Source organism: Halorussus sp. AFM4 (assembly GCF_051194995.1).
GTDB lineage: Archaea > Halobacteriota > Halobacteria > Halobacteriales > Haladaptataceae > Halorussus.
Window position 1 is genome coordinate 1,245,486 of record NZ_JBNTJT010000001.1, and the last position, 15,176, is coordinate 1,260,661.

The window sequence follows — 15,176 nt, forward strand, 5'->3', positions numbered from 1 at the left end:
TTTCTCTCGCGTCGAATCGGCAACAATCGTGACCGGTTCGAGGATTACCGCCTCGATTGACCGGGAGGGTCTACCGCCTCGACCGTCCGAGAGCGCCGGTTCGCACCCCGAAATCGGTACCCCGCGTCGGATTTATATCCGCCCGCGTCCTACGGCCGGCCGTGAACGCCCGCACGAGTGCGCTCGACACGCTCGTCTTCGGCGTGGACGTCCAGAGCGGGGACGTCCGCGGCGACGCACCCTCCTACGCGCTCGTCGCGTTCGACGGCGAGAACGTCGACCGCGACGTGGTCTCTCACCGCAAGCTCCGCCGGCTCATCGACCGGGAGGAGCCGGCGCTCGTGGCGACCGACAACATGTACGAGCTGGCGTCCGACAAGGACGCGCTCGTCCACTTCCTGCGCGACCTCCCCGACGGCACCCGGCTGGTGCAGGTCACCGGCGCCGAGCGGCCCGAACCCCTCTCGCGGGTCGCCTCGCGCCACGGCGTCCCCTACGGCAAGAAGCCGATGAAGGAGGCCGAGGCCGCCGCCCGACTCGCGGCCGCCAACGTCGGCTACGAGGTCTCGGCCTTCACGAACACCACCGAGGTGAAGGTCTCGCGGGGGCGCTCGACCGGCAAGGGCGGGTGGAGCGAGGACCGCTACACCCGGCGCATCCACGGGTCGGTCAAGAGCCGCGCGCGGGAGATCGAGAGCGACCTCGACGGGGCGGGACTGGACTACGAGCGCGACGCGACCGAGAAGTACGGCGGGTTCTCGAACGCGGTGTTCGAGGTCGAGGGCCGGCCCGAGGACATCCCGGTGTCGAACGAGCGCTCGGGCGACGTCCGGGTCGAGGTCGAGCGCCAGCGCCGGGACGGCATCGAGTTCGAGCCCCTCGCGAAGCGGCGCGACCACGTGCTGGTCGGCATCGACCCCGGCACGACAACCGCGGTCGCCGTGGTCGACCTCGACGGCAACGTGCTCGACGTGCTCAGCACCCGGACCGCCGACACCGCCGACGTCATCGAGTGGATCATCGAGCGCGGCCGGCCGGTCGTGGTCGCCGCCGACGTCGAGCCGATGCCCGAGACCGTCGAGAAGATCCGCCGGAGCTTCGACGCGGCGGGGTGGATTCCGGGCTCGGACCTGCCGGTCGACGAGAAGCAGCACCGCACGCGGGACCGCGACTACGACAACGACCACGAGCGCGACGCGATGGCCGCGGCCCTGTACGCCTTCGACGACCACGAGGACCAGTTCGAGCGCATCGCCGAGAAGGTGCCCCCGCGGATGGACCGCGGGGAGGTCACCGCCCGGGTGGTCGCGGGCGAGGACTCGGTCGAGACCGCGCTGGCCGCCCTCTCGGAGGACGACGAGTCCGACGAGGAGGAGACCGAGCACACGCCCCGCGAGCTCACCGCCGAGGAGAAGCGCATCAAGCAGCTCGAGTCGCAGGTCGAACGGCTCGAGGACCACGTCGAGGACCTCAAGGACACCATCGAGAGCAAGGAGGGCCGAATCGGCCAGCTGAAGGGCGACCTGGAGGCGGCCCGGAGCGAGGAGCGCAAGGAGGTCCGCGAGCGCCGCGAGGTGTCCCGGCTCGAGCGCGAGAACAGCCGGCTGGAGCGTCAGCTCGACGAGAAGGACGAGCGCATCGAGGAGCTGGAGGGCAAGCTCGCCCGGCTCAAGGAGCTGTGGAAGCTCGACCACTCCAACTTCAGCGACGTCTCCGAGAAGAAGGCCGGGCTCACGCCGGTCAAGCCCGTCGAGAAGTTCACCAAGGGCGCCATCGACGCCGCCCACGAGAGCTTCGGGCTGGCGACCGGCGACGTGGTGTACCTCCGGGACGCCTCGGGCGCGGGCCGGTCGACCGCCGAGCGGCTCGCCGAGGTCGACCCGGAGGTCGTGCTGGTCGGCGACGGCGGCCTCTCGGACGCGGCCGACGAGATCCTCTTCGAGAACGAGATCCCAGTCGGCCCCGCCGACGACGTGACCATCCAGGAGGTCGACGAGCTGGCGGTCACCCGCGAGCGCGAGGTCGAGGCGGTCATCGAGGACTGGGAGGAGCGGGCGGCCGAGCGCCGGAAGGAGCGGAAGGCCGAGCAGCTCGACCGGCTCATCAGCGAGCACCGGGCCGACCGGAACTACGACGCCGGGTCGGAGGCCAGCGGGCAGAGCCCCTGAAGTAACCGCTGTTCCTCGTCGTTCGGAGAACCGCCGGGCGCGGCGCCGACGCACGGTCGAACCGTTGGCACGGTCCCGGAACGCTAAAGCACGGCGCGGGACACAGACCGCGTATGGACGCCTACGAGTTGATCTCGCGGAACGTCGAGGAGGTAGTGACCGAGGAGGAGGTGCGGGCCCTCGCCGAGGACCCCGAGGGCAAGCGGGTGTACGTCGGCTACGAGCCGTCGGGGGTGCTCCACATCGGTCACATGCTCACCGCCAACAAGCTCATCGACCTCCAGGACGCGGGGATGGAGGTCGTCGTCCTGCTGGCCGACGTCCACGCCTACCTCAACGGGAAGGGGACCTTCGAGGAGATCGAGGCGACCGCCGAGAAGATGCGCAAGCAGTTCCTCGCCTACGGGCTCGACGAGGACCAGACCGAGTTCGTCTACGGCTCGGACTACCAGCTCAACGAGGACTACGCGCTCGACCTCCACAAGCTGGAGCTGGACACCACGCTCAACCGGGCCCAGCGCGCGATGGCCGAGATCCAGGGCGGCGAGACCCCGAAGGTCAGCCACGTGGTCTACCCCCTGATGCAGGCGCTCGACATCGAGTACCTCGACCTCGACCTCGCGGTCGGCGGGATGGACCAGCGCAAGGTCCACATGCTGATGCGCGAGGAGCTCCCGGAGATCGGCTACGAGGCTCGGCCCTGCCTCCACACGCCGATCCTCGCGGACCTCGGCACCGGCGAGGGCAAGATGTCCTCCAGCGAGGGGGTCACCATCTCGATGGAGGACAGCACGGAGGACATCGAGGAGAAGGTCAACTCGGCGTTCTGCCCGCCGACCCGCGACCCGGAGGGCGATCTGGAGAACCCGGTGCTCGAAATATTCCGGTACCACGTCTTCCCCCGATTCGAGACGGTGGTCGTCGAGCGCCCCGACGAGTACGGCGGCGACCTCGAGTACGACGACTACGAGGCGCTGGCGTCGGACTTAGAGAGCGGGGAACTTCACCCCGCCGACGCCAAGTCCGCGCTGGCGAAGTACCTCGACGAACTCGTCGCGCCGGGCCGCGAGAAGCTGCGAGAGATAGAGAACTGACGGTTTAGGCGCCTTTCTCGGTCGACATTCGACCTTCTTGAAGGACTACCAGTCGTACCCCGAACGAGCAGTGCGAGCGAGCGCCCCGAGCGACGACCACGGGAGCAAGCTCCGACGGGCCTGGCGCACTTCGTTCGCCGAGACGGCAACCGGTTCACTCGAAGCCGCCGCCCATCATCCCCCCGAGGCCGAAGCTCGACATGAGGCCCGAGACGAGCCCCCACGCCGTCAGCACGAAGCCGACGACGACCAGGCCGATGCCGGCCGCGATGATGAGGTTCTGCAGCGCGATGACCGCGACGCCCGCGAGCAGGAGCAGCACCCCGACGATGCCTTTCGCTCCGAGTTTATCGAGCATAGGACGCGGTGTGTTCGGGGGCGACTTAAACACCCTTGCTCCGGCGACGTGTCGGACGACGGCATGTTTAAACCTCCGGGTCACCAAACCGCAATTATGAGCGACAACGACGGCGGACGGCGGAAGAACCTCCGCATGCCCGACGACGACGAGGTCTTCGCCACCGTCACCAACATGCTCGGGGCGAACCGCGTGAAGGTACGATGCGCCGACGGCAAGGAGCGCACTGCCCGGATTCCGGGCAAGATGCAGAAGCGCATCTGGATCCGCGAGGACGACGTCGTGCTGGTCGAGCCGTGGGACTGGCAGGACGAGAAGGCCGACATCAAGTGGCGCTACGACAAGCAGGAGGCCGACCAGCTCCGCGAAGAGGGTCACATCCAATAGAACCTTTTGCTGCGGGCGGCGCCTAAACGCGCCGCCCTTGCAAAACGTTCATGAAAAACACCGTCAGAGCGACGCTCTGACGAGCCGTCGTTCGCGCCGCTCACGACGACACGGCGTCACCCCCTCCGTCGGTCCTCACTTCGTTCGGACGCTCCGTCGAGGGTTCCTTGGTCCGCTCGCTCACTTCGTTCGCTCGCGGTAGAACTGCTGGTGCTCTGCCCGGATCTACAATCGCAGAAACCACGACCGCGCCGGCCCAACGACGACAATTTATATACCTCGTTACGGGGCCAATCTCGATTCATCTCGCACTTCCCCGACGCCTGCTATCGAATCTCAACCGGCACGAACGGTCGCGGCCACGCCGCTGTTAAGTGTCCGGCCGCTAGCGGGGGTGATGAGTCTCGAACAGATTTCGGCCGACGAGACGGACGTAGCCCACGACGAGGAGTTCCCGGAGGCCATCCGGGCCATCCGGACGCGGCGGTCGGGCCACAACTTCGACCCCGACGCCGACATCGACGACGAGACGCTCGAAGAGCTGATTCGAGACGCCGCGCTGGCGCCGTCGTCGTACAACCTCCAGCCGTGGGAGTTCGTGGCGGTGCAGGACGACGAGCGCCTGGAGAAGGTCGTCGAACTCGCCTACGGCCAGGAGCACATCCGGGAGGCCGGCACCGCGATCCTGGTGGTCGGCCACACCGAGGCCGAGACCGCCGACCGGGTGTTCGACGAGTGGGAGGCGGCCGGCCGGATGGACGAGGCCTCGGCCGAGCAGACCAAGGCCCAGACCGTCGAGATGTACGAGGACGACCGCACCGGTCGCGACTACGGCATCCGCAATCCGAGCCTGGCGGCCCAGAACCTGCTGCTGTCGGCCCACGCCCGCGGCCTGAAGGCGACGCCGATGATCGGGTTCGACGCCGAGGGGATGGCGGAGTTCCTCGAACTGCCCGAGGACAAGATCCCGGTGATGCTCGTCGCGGTCGGGCCGAGCGGCGGCGAGGAGCCCGAGCGGCTCCCCCGGCGCGACGTCGACGAGGTCCTGCACCGCGAGCGGTACTGACGACGGACGGCGGCGCCCCGTTCCGTGTTCTCCATTCCGCCGACCGCGGTCCCGCGCAGGCCCACCCTTTTACCCCTGGGGCTGCTACGTCGGTGTAGATGACCGAGGAGTACAGCCTGCTCGAACCCGACAACGCAGAGGGCGTCGGCGACGAGTGGGAGGAGATAGACGTCTCCGACACGGAGGCCGACAAGATCGCCCGCCGGCGCGACCGGGAGTTCAACGAGTTCCGGGAGCGGCTCAAGAACACCGAGCAGTTCAAGGTCGAGCAGTCGGTGTTCGACGACGCCACCCTGGCGGCGCTCTACAAGCTGGTCCAGGACGGCTACGTCCGGGCGTTCGGCGGCCCGGTCTCCTCGGGGAAGGAGGCCACCGTCTACGGCGCGCTCGGCGGCGAGGAGTACGGCGAGGTGGCGGTCAAGGTCTACCGCATCAACGCCTCGGACTTCCGGGACATGCGGGAGTACCTGGTGGGCGACCCCCGGTTCGAGGAGCTGTCGGGCGACAAGAAGCGGGTCGTGCTGGCGTGGGTGCGCAAGGAGTTCGCCAACCTCAAGCGCGCCCAGAAGGCCGGCGTGCGCGTTCCGAATCCTATCGCGGTCCAGCGAAACGTCCTCGTCATGGAGTTCCTCGGCTCCGACGGCGAGCGGGCCCCGACGCTCGACGACGCCCACCTGGAGAACCCCGAGACCGCCTTCGAGGTGGTCCGGGAGTACATGCGCCGGCTCTACGACGTGGGGCTGGTTCACGGCGACCTGAGCGAGTACAACATCATCGTCCACGACGGCGAGCTCTGCATCATCGACCTCGGGCAGGCGGTGACCGTCCACCACCCCAACAGCGGCGAGTTCCTGACGCGGGACTGCGCGAACGTCGCCTCCTTCTTCCAGCGCCAGGGGATGGACGTCCGCGGCGACGAACTCGAGGAGTGGATTCGAGAGAACGCCGATCCCGACAAGTGACGGCGAGCGTCCGACCCCGACAAGTGACCTCGACCGCGCGTTCCGAGGACGTGATTCCGACCGAGCGACCCGAGACGTGTGCCCGACCGGGCAACCCCGTGACGTGTGTCCGACCGCACGACCCGAGTCGTGAACGAGCGAAACGTTCAAACTGCGGCAGCGACTATCCTGACTCGATGAGGTCCGCTCTCCGCACCTGGCGCTGGCAGTCGCCCGGAGAGCGGACAGTGTCGTAACCGACGACGCGCCGGCCTTCACCGGGCGTCCGCGGTGGCGGCGCTCACTCGCGTTCTCTTTCGCGCATCGACTTCCGAGCGACAGCCACCAGCATCCACTATCCAATGCAAGAAGACCCAACTCCGAACGACTTCACCGTCACCCCCTACGCGGTCGAAGGCGAGGTCGACTACGACGAACTGCTCGACCGCTTCGGCGCCGACGAACTGACCGACGACCAGATCGCCCGCTTTCCCGACCCGCACCCGATGGTGCGCCGGCGGGTGTTCTACGCCGGCCGGGACGTCGACCGGTTCCTCGGTGCAGCGAACAGCGGCGAGACCGTCTCGCTCGTGACCGGCGTCGGCCCCTCGGGCCCGATGCACGTCGGCCACGCGATGCACTTCTACCACGCGAAGCACCTGCAGGAGACGACCGGCGCGCACGTCTACATTCCCATGTCGGACGACGAGAAGTACTTCGGCAAGGACCTCACGCTGGCGGAGATCGGCGAGCACGCCCGCGACAACCTCCGGGACCTGCTGGCGGTCGGCTTCGACCCCGAGCGGACCCGCATCGTGGTCGACACGGCCGACGCGGACGTCGTCTACCCCCTCGCGACCCAGTTCGCGAAGCACGTCACCCAGTCGACGATGGAGGCGACCTACGGCCGGCCCGACAACGTCGGCCTGGCGTTCTACCCGGCGGTCCAGATCGCCCACCTGCTGCTGCCCCAGCTCGTCCACGGACCCCACGCGAGCGTGGTCCCCATCGCGGTCGACCAGGACCCCCACGTCCGGCTCGCCCGCGACGTGGCCGCCAAGGAGGCGTTCGACGTGACCAAGCCGGCGGCGCTGCTGAGCAAGTTCCTGCCGACGCTCGACGGGCCGGGCAAGATGAGCAGCTCGGACAGCGTCTCCGAGCGCAGCTCGGAGGCTCGTGGGACCTCGTCCCACGGCGCGCCCGCGATCTACCTCACCGACGACCGCGAGACGGTCGCGGACAAGATCCGGACGTACGCCTACTCCGGCGGGCGGTCCAGCCTGGAGGCCCACCGCGAGCACGGCGGCGACCCCGAGGTCGACGTGGCCTACCAGCTGCTGGCGTTCTTCTTCGAGGACGACGACGCGACCCTCGACCGGCTCGCCGACGAGTACCGGTCGGGCGACCTGCTGAGCGGGGAGCTCAAGTCCTACGCCGCCGAGCGCATCGCCGACTTCCTCGAGGCGCACCGGGAGCGCCGGGCCGCCATCGACGACCTCGAAGCCGAGTTCGAGCGCTACCGGCTGACCGACGACGAGCGCGCGCGGGCGCGACCAGAGGGCGTCGGCCTCTTCGGCTGACGGCGAGACATCGCGGAGGGACCTCTCCCGGAGCCGCGCAGACCGACTCTCCGCCGGTTCTGCGCTATCCGACAGCCCTCGTTCCCTGGCGGACTGAAAGGGCGAGCGCGCGAGGGCTTTCGAGGACCTCGTTCCGGTCGTCACGTCGACAGAAAGGACGGAGCGGGACGCGAGGACCACCGCGAGAGTTAGAAGTTCACACGCGGACAAAGAGTTAAAACACCCGGAGCGACTACGATTAGCCATGCAACACGTGAAGATTCCGCAGGACCGGATCGGCGTTCTCATCGGCGAGGGAGGTGAGACGATGCGCGAGATCGAGAGTCGCGCGGAGGTTCGGCTCGACATCGACTCCGAGAACGGGTCGGTCGAGGTCGAGAAGACCGGCGACCCCGTCCTTGGCCTCAAGGGCCCCGAGATCGTGAAGGCCATCGGTCGCGGTTTCGCGCCCGACGTGGCGCTCTCGCTGCTCGACGACGACATGATGATGTTCGACGTCATCGACATCGACGCCGCCGCCCGCAACAAGAACGACCTCGAGCGCCAGAAGGGCCGGCTCATCGGCGAGAACGGCCGGACCCGCGAGCTCATGGAGGAGCTGACCGGCGCGGACGTCGTCATCTACGGCACCACCCTCGGCGTCATCGGCACCCCCAAGCAGGTCGACGTGGTCCGCAGCGCGGCCGAGATGATCCTCGACGGCGCGCCCCACGGCTCGGTGTACTCGTTCCTCGAGCGGAAGCGCAACGAGATGAAGCGCCAGGGGATGGAGTTCCACCAGTTCCCCGGATAGCGGTCCGTTCCTTTTCCGGCGCAGTCCGGCGGGCCTCCGCCGCGACGCTCGCGCCTCCGGATTTCTGGTCACTTCGCGCAGTCTACCAGCCCAGGGTCCGTCGATGTCCGAGAAGCGAGACGTCCGACACCGGCAGTTCGTCCGAAGCGAAGCCGCGATGTCCGGGACGGGTCGAATCGACCGTGCGACGGGAGCTGCCGTCGTCTCGCGGAACTGAGGCCAACGGACTCATTGTGCTGACGGCCTTACTGATTCTGAGTCCGCAGAGATGACAGACAACGTCCGTTTCGGCGGCGGCGATTCGGGTCACGCCGAACGCGGGACGGGGGTGTGATCCGGGATGTTCGGCGGAGACGTCTCGCCCGAGAGTACCGTCTTCGGTTCGGGTGACCCCGACTCGGCGGTCGTCGGGAGCGTACACGGCGACGAGCCGACCGGCGTTCGCGCGATCCACCGCGTCCTGGAGCCACCGCCGACGTTCGACCGGCCGGTGAAGTTCGTCGTGGCGAATCCGCCGGCAGCGGTCGCCCACCGTCGCTATCTCGACGTTGACATGAATCGCGTGTTCCCGGGCGACGCCGACGCTGACGAACGCGAGCGCCGGCTCGCGGCCCAGCTCGTGGCCGAGACCGACGACTGCACCGTCCTCTCGATTCACACGACGCGGGCCACGTCCGACCCGGTGGCGTTCGTCACCTCGGAACACCGCCGGACGCTCGAAGTGGTCTCGCAGCTCCCGCTCGACTACGTCGTCAACGAGCGACCGACCGTCGACAGCGCCTTCAGCTCGACCGGCGCGGTCTCCGTCGAGGTCGGGAAGCCGGAGAGGGACGACGCCATCGCGAAGGCCGAGGAGATCATCCGCGCGTTCCTCCGGGTCGTCGGTGCGGTCGACGAGCCGTCTCCGCCCACGTCCAGTCCGGCGTACTTCACGACCGACGACACGATAGAGAAGCCCGGTTCGCACGACTCGTACGAGTTGCTGGTCGAGAACTTCGAGCGGGTCGAGGCGGGGACCGCCTACGCGAAGGCGGACGGGGAGACGCTCGTCGCCGACGAGTCGTTCGTCCCGATCCTGGTCTCCGAAACGGGGTACGACGACATCTTCGGCTACAGGGGGCACAGGACGGCCGACTCGCTCGACGGGGCCCGCGACGCGTGGCTCGGCGACGGCTGAGACAGTCGCCTGCCCGACCGAACCGAGGCAATCCGAGAAGCAATGCAAAAGAGCATCGAAGTAGAGTACTGGGTGGTGGATCGGAACGGGGCGCTCACGACTCCGGGAGCGCTCGCGGAGGTCTCCGAGTACACCGAGGAGGAGTTCGTCGAACCGCTCTTCGAGCTCAAAACGCCGCCGTGCGAGACGTACGCCGAGCTCCGGACGACGTTCGTCGACCAGTTGGACGAGGTGCTGTCGCGGGCCGACGAGCTGGACAAGTCGCTCGTCCCGCTCGGGACGCCGATCGGCGCCGAGTCGATAGAGCGGCGGACGGGGGAGCGCGGGCGGATACAGAGCCGGGTTCTCGGTGCGAACTTCGAGTACGCCAGGCACTGCGCCGGGACCCACCTGCACTTCGAGAAGCGCAACGTCACGGACCAGCTCAACGCGCTCGTCGGTCTCGACCCGGCGCTCGCACTGCTCAGTTCGTCGCCGTACTTCCGGGGCGAGCGAATCGCGAACGGCGCCCGCGCCTACCTCTATCGGAAGAAGTGCTACGAACACTTCCCGGGGCACGGTCAGCTCTGGGACTACGTCCACACCGTCGCCGAGTGGGAGCGCCGCCTCGAGCGCCGGTTCGAGGAGTTCAAAGCGGCGGCCGTCGAGGCGGGCGTCGACGGGGACCGCGTCGACGACCACTTCTCGCCCGACGACGTCGTGTGGACGCCGGTCCGGTTGCGCGATACGATGCCGACCGTGGAGTGGCGCGCGCCCGACGCGACCCTCCCGAGCCAGATCCTGCGTCTGGCCGAGGAGATGGACGCGGTGATGGAACAGCTCCACCAGACCAACGTCTCCGTCGAGGGCAGCGAGGGCGGCGTGGGGAGCGACGGGGTGACGCTTCCCGAGTTCGAGACCGTGCTGGACTACACCGAGCAGGCCATGCACGTCGGTCTAGAGTCTGGGGACGTCGCCACGTACCTCGAACGGATGGGATTCGGGGTGCAGGGATACGATCCGCTGACGCGCCGGATCGACGGACGGCAGTGCGTCAGTCCGAGCGAGGCCCGCGAACTCCGGCTTCGATACGGCGAACTGCTGCGGAGCGACGTGAACGACCTGCTTCGGAACTGAGACGCGTTCGGTTCTCTTCCGGCCTCGATAGCGGGTTCTCCGGCATGCGAGTGGTTCGCCCGAGTAACAGCGACCGACTCGTCGACGGGTCCGCGTGGCCTGCGTCCCCCGGAACCAGTTCCCCTCTCGGAGGTCACCACCGTCCGCTCGCGAACCGGCGCTATACTCCCGGAGCGTTCCGTTCACGCCCACACATATAAATCACGGCGTGTCAACCACCCCCATATCACGAGTCGAGTGCTAAAGGCGCGTTATCTCGGCCGGTAGGGAAACACTTATATAGAATCCCAATCAATCTATCAGGCGACTATGGCACAGCGAATGGGCAACCAGCCGATGATTGTACTTTCCGAGGACAGCCAGCGTACCTCCGGAAAGGACGCGCAGTCGATGAACATCACCGCCGGGACCGCGGTCGCGGAGGCCGTCCGCACCACGCTCGGTCCGAAAGGGATGGACAAGATGCTCGTCGACTCGACGGGCGAGGTCGTCGTCACCAACGACGGCGTCACCATCCTGAAGGAGATGGACATCGAGCACCCCGCGGCCAACATGGTCGTCGAGGTCTCCGAGACGCAGGAGGACGAGGTCGGCGACGGCACGACCACCGCGGTCGTCGTCGCGGGCGAGCTCCTCGAGAAGGCCGAGGACCTCCTCGAGCAGGACATCCACGCCACCACCCTCGCGCAGGGGTACCGCCAGGCCTCCGAGAAGGCCAAGGAGCTCCTCGAGGAGAAGGCCATCGACGTCGACGCCGACGACACCGAGACCCTCGAGAAGATCGCGTCGACCGCGATGACCGGCAAGGGCGCGGAGAACGCCAAGGAGCTGCTCTCCGAGCTCGTCGTGCGCGCGGTCCAGAGCGTCGCCGACGAGGAGGGCATCGACACCGACAACATCAAGATCGAGACGGTCGTCGGCGGCTCCATCGACCAGTCCGAGCTCATCGAGGGCGTCATCGTGGACAAGGAGCGCGTCCACGAGAACATGCCCTACTTCGTCGAGGACGCCAACGTCGCGCTGCTCGACGACGCCCTCGAGGTCCAGGAGACCGAGATCGACGCCGAGGTCAACGTCACCGACCCCGACCAGCTCCAGCAGTTCCTCGACCAGGAGGAGCAGCAGCTCCGCGAGATGGTCGACAAGCTCGAGGAGGTCGGCGCCGACGTCGTCTTCGTCGACGGCGGCATCGACGACATGGCCCAGCACTTCCTGGCCGAGGCCGGCATCATCGCGGTCCGCCGCGCCAAGTCCGACGACCTGAGCAAGCTGGCCCGCTCGACCGGCGCGAGCATCGTCAGCAACGTCAACGACATCGAGGCCGACGACCTCGGCTTCGCGGGCTCGGTCGCCCAGAAGGACGTCGGCGGCGACCAGCGCATCTTCGTCGAGGACGTCGAGGAGGCCAAGTCCGTCAGCCTCATCCTCCGCGGCGGCACCGAGCACGTCGTCGACGAGGTCGAGCGCGCCATCGAGGACAGCCTCGGCGTCGTGCGCGTCACCCTCGAGGACGGTCAGGTCGTCCCCGGCGGCGGCGCGCCCGAGACCGAGCTCGCGCTCGAGCTCCGCGACTACGCCGACTCCGTGGGCGGCCGCGAGCAGCTCGCGGTCGAGGCGTTCGCCGACACGCTGGAGGTCATCCCGCGCACCCTCGCCGAGAACGCGGGCCTCGACCCCATCGACAGCCTGGTCGACCTCCGCAGCAAGCACGACGGCGGTAACTTCGACGCCGGCCTCGACGCCTACACCGGCGAGGTCGTGAACATGGAGGAGGACGGCGTGGTCGAGCCGCTCCGCGTCAAGACCCAGGCCATCGAGTCCGCCACCGAGGCGGCCGTCATGCTGCTGCGCATCGACGACGTCATCGCCGCGGGCGACCTGAAGGGCGGTCAGGTCGACGGCGACGACGGCGGCGACGGCGGTCCCGGCGCCGGCGGCCCCGGCGGCGGCATGGGCGGCGGTATGGGCGGCATGGGCGGTATGGGCGGCATGGGCGGAGCGATGTGAAGTAGGCCCGACGCCCTACCACCGCCTCACCGACCCTGCCGACCCGCACCGCTCACCGACCGTTCGAGCCCCGCGGCGTCGTCCGACGCCGCATCCCGAATCTCACTCGAATCGCTTTCTTTCGCGCCGTCTCGTCGAACAGCGCCCGCTGCGGATCGACCACCGGTCGATCCGAGTCTCGGCCGGTCAGTCGCCGGGCTCCTCGTCCGCCTCGATCTCCTCGTCGACGCCGAACAGGCTCCGCAGCAGGACGAGCACCGGGAACACCTCGAGCCGGCCGGCCCACATGACGACGACCAGCGTCAGCTTGGCCGCGGTCGGCATCCCCGCATCGGTGATGCCCGTCGTGAGTCCGACCGCGCTGACGGCGCTCGCCACGTCGAAGACGACGTGCGCGAGCGCGATCGAGTCGGGCATGACCACGGTGAGCACGAGGACCCCGGAGACGAACGCCCCGAACCACAGGACCGTCACGAACGACGCGTCGTCGTAGTTGGACGCGGCGTGGCGGGTGCTGACCGAGCCGATGAACGACGACTCGCTGGCGGCCGCGTCCCGGTAGCCGATGTCGCCGCCGGGGAAGAACACGTTCGTCACCCGATGCCAGGTCCCCTTGACCAGGCTGAGCGCCCTGATGATCTTGATGCCCGCGGCGGTCGAGCCCATCGCGCCGCCGACGAACATCCCGAGGGTCATGACGACGAGGGCCGCCGTCGGCCACCCGCCCACCGACGCGGTGGCGAACCCGGCGCACGTCATCGCCGACACGAACTGGAACGCGCCGGCCAGGGCCGCCGTCCCGGTCGACTGGTACGACGCGTCGAGCGCGAGCAGGCCCGCGACCGCGACCGATCCGGCCGCGAGCGACACCCACAGCCACCGCGACTGGAGGTCGACGTAGCACTCCCGGAGGTCGCCGCAGAACATCAGGTAGTACACCGGGACCGGCAGGGCGCCGACCGCCATGATGGGGAGCAGCGCCGCCTGCACCGGGGCGCCGTAGTCGGCGATGCTCGCGTCGGTGACCGTGAAACCGCCGGTCGAGATCGCGGTCAGGCCGTGGTTGAGCGCCGCCCACGCCGACATCCCGACCGCCCAGAGCACCGCGATCGACGCGACCGTGGCGACCGAGAACGCGAGCAGCATCGGGCGCGGGTCGGCCGGCTCCAGTTCCATCCTGCCCACCGGGATCTCCGTCTCGTAGTAGTCCGCGAGCGGGCCGCCGGCCTCGAACACCGACACGACCAGGACCACGATGCCGATGCCGCCGATCCACTGGAGCAGCGACCGCCAGAACTGGAGCGTGGCGGGCAGCCGGCTCTCCCGGAGCGTCACCGTCAGCCCCGTGCCGGTGAGCCCGCTCATCGACTCGAACACCGCGTTCGCCGGCCACCGGAACGCGGCGAGGGTGGGCGAGAGCGGCGGCGCGGCCGCGAGCGTCGGCCGGAGCGCGACCGTCCACGCCACCGACAGGAACGGCAGCGCGCCGAACGCGCCGACGACCAGCCAGACGGCCGCGGCCGACGCGTAGCTCAGCGCCCTGTCGTCGGACTCGGTGGCGACGCCGGCCCGCTTGAACCCGACGCCCGCCAGGACCGTCGCGACCGCCGACCCCAGAACGCCGGGCACGGCGTAGTACTCGCCGCTAGCCACCGAGACGACGATCAGCGACGCGGTGATCCCGCCGAAGTACGTAAGCGCCCGGCCGACGTTCCAGAGCGCGGCGCGCCGGTCCCACTCCATCGTCTTACCCGGTGTTGGGGCTTGACGCTTGTAAGCGGCGTGTCCGCCCGCCTCAGAGATCGCTCAGCAGCGTGTTCGAGACGAGTTCGGAGACGCCCCGTCGGACCCGCTCGGACGCCGACTGCCCGCTGATGTCGAGCTCGGCGCCCAGGTCGTCGAGCCCCGCGTCCCGTGGCACCTCGAAGTAGCCGATGCGCTCGGCGGTCTCCAGCGCCCGCCGCTGCTCGGGGCTCAGACCGTACTCGTCCTCGATCGACCCCGCGCCGGGCGTGTAGAGCCGGTGGAGCCGGAACTCGACGTCCATCTCGAGGCAGGCCCGGCGCATCTCCACCACCGAGTCCCGGTCGGGGAACCGGACCCGCCGGTTCCAGCCGTCCGTCGAGCCCGTGGCGGCCAGCGGCGACGCGCCCAGCCGCTGGTAGACGGGGTAGACGGGGCGGAGGCGGTCGACGTCGAGTCGCGCGCGGAACAGCCGCCGGCCGCCGAGCTCCTCGACGACGGCGTGCTCGCGGACCGTCTCGTCGCCGTCGAGTCCCGCCTCCAGCCGGTCGAGGTCGCCGCCGGCCGCCCAGAACGTCATCAGCGGCGCGTCGGGGTCGGCCGCCAGCTGCCGCTCGAGCTCGACGGTCACCTCGGGCGCGGCGTCGAGCGCCGACGCCAGCGCGAGCTCCGGCGACCGGAGGGAGAACTCGGCGATGAGACTCATTGGCGACCAACTACGGACGATTGCTTGAAATACTATCGGT

Annotated in this window: 13 protein-coding genes; 10 read left to right on the forward strand and 3 right to left on the reverse strand. The window is 68.8% G+C overall.

The features are described from left to right. The first annotated feature begins 161 nt into the window (after nucleotides 1-161). Together ACQUQF_RS06465 and ACQUQF_RS06470 are read left to right on the forward strand one after the other, a co-directional pair. A complete protein-coding gene (locus ACQUQF_RS06465) occupies nucleotides 162-2,168 on the forward strand; it encodes a DUF460 domain-containing protein (RefSeq protein ID WP_435176935.1) in 2,007 nt (668 codons plus the stop codon). A gap of 113 nt (nucleotides 2,169-2,281) precedes the next feature. Further along, a complete protein-coding gene (locus tag ACQUQF_RS06470; RefSeq protein ID WP_435176937.1) occupies nucleotides 2,282-3,262 on the forward strand; it encodes a tyrosine--tRNA ligase in 981 nt (326 codons plus the stop codon). A 154-nt stretch (nucleotides 3,263-3,416) separates the two neighbouring features. Here the strand turns inward: ACQUQF_RS06470 and ACQUQF_RS06475 are convergent, their stop codons facing one another. Then, entirely contained in the window at nucleotides 3,417-3,620 is a 204-nt protein-coding gene (locus tag ACQUQF_RS06475) for a DUF7470 family protein (RefSeq protein ID WP_435176939.1), read from the reverse strand. Nucleotides 3,621-3,716: 96 nt separating this feature from the next. Between ACQUQF_RS06475 and eif1A the strand changes: the two genes are divergently transcribed. The 8 genes from eif1A to thsA all read left to right on the forward strand — a co-directional run bounded on the left by eif1A (nucleotide 3,717) and on the right by thsA (nucleotide 12,687). Beyond that, nucleotides 3,717-4,007: a translation initiation factor eIF-1A gene (eif1A, locus tag ACQUQF_RS06480; RefSeq protein WP_435176941.1), complete on the forward strand. Its 291-nt coding sequence runs from the start codon at nucleotides 3,717-3,719 to the stop codon at nucleotides 4,005-4,007. A 397-nt stretch (nucleotides 4,008-4,404) separates the two neighbouring features. Further along, complete coding sequence (locus ACQUQF_RS06485) at nucleotides 4,405-5,073, forward strand: nitroreductase family protein (RefSeq protein WP_435176942.1); 669 nt, start codon at nucleotides 4,405-4,407, stop codon at nucleotides 5,071-5,073. Between the two features lie 98 nt (nucleotides 5,074-5,171). Then, a complete protein-coding gene (rio1, locus tag ACQUQF_RS06490) occupies nucleotides 5,172-6,035 on the forward strand; it encodes a serine/threonine-protein kinase Rio1 (RefSeq protein WP_435176944.1) in 864 nt (287 codons plus the stop codon). A gap of 341 nt (nucleotides 6,036-6,376) precedes the next feature. After that, nucleotides 6,377-7,594 (forward strand): tryptophan--tRNA ligase, encoded by a 1,218-nt coding sequence (locus ACQUQF_RS06495; RefSeq protein WP_435176946.1) that lies wholly within the window; start codon nucleotides 6,377-6,379, stop codon nucleotides 7,592-7,594. 244 nt (nucleotides 7,595-7,838) lie between these two features. Then, nucleotides 7,839-8,387 carry a KH domain-containing protein gene (locus tag ACQUQF_RS06500; RefSeq protein WP_435176948.1) on the forward strand — a complete coding sequence of 183 codons (549 nt, stop codon included), beginning with the start codon at nucleotides 7,839-7,841 and terminating at the stop codon, nucleotides 8,385-8,387. A gap of 340 nt (nucleotides 8,388-8,727) precedes the next feature. Beyond that, nucleotides 8,728-9,564 (forward strand): succinylglutamate desuccinylase, encoded by an 837-nt coding sequence (locus tag ACQUQF_RS06505; protein WP_435176950.1) that lies wholly within the window; start codon nucleotides 8,728-8,730, stop codon nucleotides 9,562-9,564. A gap of 42 nt (nucleotides 9,565-9,606) precedes the next feature. Further along, the gene (locus ACQUQF_RS06510) at nucleotides 9,607-10,680 is read left to right on the forward strand and encodes a glutamate-cysteine ligase family protein (protein ID WP_435176952.1); all 1,074 of its coding nucleotides are present in this window, start codon (nucleotides 9,607-9,609) and stop codon (nucleotides 10,678-10,680) included. Between the two features lie 321 nt (nucleotides 10,681-11,001). Next, nucleotides 11,002-12,687 (forward strand): thermosome subunit alpha, encoded by a 1,686-nt coding sequence (thsA, locus tag ACQUQF_RS06515; protein WP_435177615.1) that lies wholly within the window; start codon nucleotides 11,002-11,004, stop codon nucleotides 12,685-12,687. 186 nt (nucleotides 12,688-12,873) lie between these two features. On the opposite strand, the gene ACQUQF_RS06520 is transcribed toward thsA, so the two are convergent. Next, nucleotides 12,874-14,430, reverse strand: coding sequence for a TrkH family potassium uptake protein (locus ACQUQF_RS06520; RefSeq protein WP_435176954.1), 1,557 nt, complete (start codon nucleotides 14,428-14,430; stop codon nucleotides 12,874-12,876). 52 nt (nucleotides 14,431-14,482) lie between these two features. After that, entirely contained in the window at nucleotides 14,483-15,136 is a 654-nt protein-coding gene (locus ACQUQF_RS06525; protein ID WP_435176955.1) for a helix-turn-helix domain-containing protein, read from the reverse strand. Nucleotides 15,137-15,176: the final 40 nt, after the last annotated feature.

Excerpts from the sequence above, each read along its gene's own strand:
- rio1 (WP_435176944.1), top strand. The coding sequence starts at position 5,172 with ATGACCGAGGAGTACAGCCTGCTCGAACCCGACAACGCAGAGGGCGTC.
- ACQUQF_RS06495 (WP_435176946.1), top strand. The coding sequence starts at position 6,377 with ATGCAAGAAGACCCAACTCCGAACGACTTCACCGTCACCCCCTACGCG.
- ACQUQF_RS06510 (WP_435176952.1), top strand. The coding sequence starts at position 9,607 with ATGCAAAAGAGCATCGAAGTAGAGTACTGGGTGGTGGATCGGAACGGG.
- ACQUQF_RS06520 (WP_435176954.1), bottom strand. The coding sequence starts at position 14,430 with ATGGAGTGGGACCGGCGCGCCGCGCTCTGGAACGTCGGCCGGGCGCTT.
- ACQUQF_RS06505 (WP_435176950.1), top strand. The coding sequence starts at position 8,728 with ATGTTCGGCGGAGACGTCTCGCCCGAGAGTACCGTCTTCGGTTCGGGT.
- eif1A (WP_435176941.1), top strand. The coding sequence starts at position 3,717 with ATGAGCGACAACGACGGCGGACGGCGGAAGAACCTCCGCATGCCCGAC.
- ACQUQF_RS06525 (WP_435176955.1), bottom strand. The coding sequence starts at position 15,136 with ATGAGTCTCATCGCCGAGTTCTCCCTCCGGTCGCCGGAGCTCGCGCTG.
- ACQUQF_RS06475 (WP_435176939.1), bottom strand. The coding sequence starts at position 3,620 with ATGCTCGATAAACTCGGAGCGAAAGGCATCGTCGGGGTGCTGCTCCTG.
- ACQUQF_RS06470 (WP_435176937.1), top strand. The coding sequence starts at position 2,282 with ATGGACGCCTACGAGTTGATCTCGCGGAACGTCGAGGAGGTAGTGACC.
- ACQUQF_RS06485 (WP_435176942.1), top strand. The coding sequence starts at position 4,405 with ATGAGTCTCGAACAGATTTCGGCCGACGAGACGGACGTAGCCCACGAC.
- ACQUQF_RS06500 (WP_435176948.1), top strand. The coding sequence starts at position 7,839 with ATGCAACACGTGAAGATTCCGCAGGACCGGATCGGCGTTCTCATCGGC.
- thsA (WP_435177615.1), top strand. The coding sequence starts at position 11,002 with ATGGGCAACCAGCCGATGATTGTACTTTCCGAGGACAGCCAGCGTACC.